At 65.2% G+C, this 612-nt stretch carries 1 protein-coding gene; it reads left to right on the plus strand.

What is annotated here, in order from left to right:
• Positions 1 to 381 precede the first annotated feature (381 nt).
• Positions 382 to 564, plus strand: a complete 183-nt coding sequence (locus BG482_RS39940; protein WP_069765973.1) for a hypothetical protein — start codon at positions 382 to 384, stop codon at positions 562 to 564.
• Positions 565 to 612 lie beyond the last annotated feature (48 nt).

Below are 612 nucleotides of genomic sequence, written 5' to 3' on the forward strand. Positions count from 1 at the left end.
TGGAGCGACGGCAAGGCGGAGACCGATGGGGAGGGACTGATCCACCGTCGGGCGCATGAGAAGGCTGGGTGGAAGTCCTACCGGCCGAACGAGTACCGGCAGGAAGACCGGTGCCCGGACTGCAAGGTCGCCACGATCCCAGGCACGTACTGATGCCCGAGCAGAACCAGCCGACCGTGTGCAGCGGATGCCGTCAGGAAGTGTGCCCCGTATGCGGGGCTTGCCCCTGCCTTCCGGAGGCGGACTGGTTGTGTCGTCGCGCGGAGCACTGGCGACCGGAGAATCGCTCCTGACGAAGAATCTGACGGTCTGTGAGGCGCGACAAGATCACCGGTCGTGCAGCGGGGGAACGGTTGACGGCAGCGAGGCCAGACTGTCGGCATGGACTCTATGCAGGATGCCGAGTTGATCCTCGTCGCCCACCAGCGTCGCGACATCAGCAGCTGCCTGTGCGGCTGGGCCGAACTGGGCAAGTCCCACGCTAGGCACCAAGTCGCCATGCTCCGTGAGGCCGGGCTGCTGCGCGACGAGCCGGAGGCGGCATGGGGGCAACGTGCCACATAGCTCCGGTTAATGTTCCTTCTGAAGAGGGATCATTCTGAGGCAGGAGAG

It is taken from the genome of Streptomyces sp. LUP30 (assembly GCF_001746365.1).
GTDB lineage: Bacteria > Actinomycetota > Actinomycetes > Streptomycetales > Streptomycetaceae > Streptomyces.

Coding starts and splice junctions, on each gene's coding strand:
- BG482_RS39940 (WP_069765973.1), top strand. CDS start 382: ATGGACTCTATGCAGGATGCCGAGTTGATCCTCGTCGCCCACCAGCGT.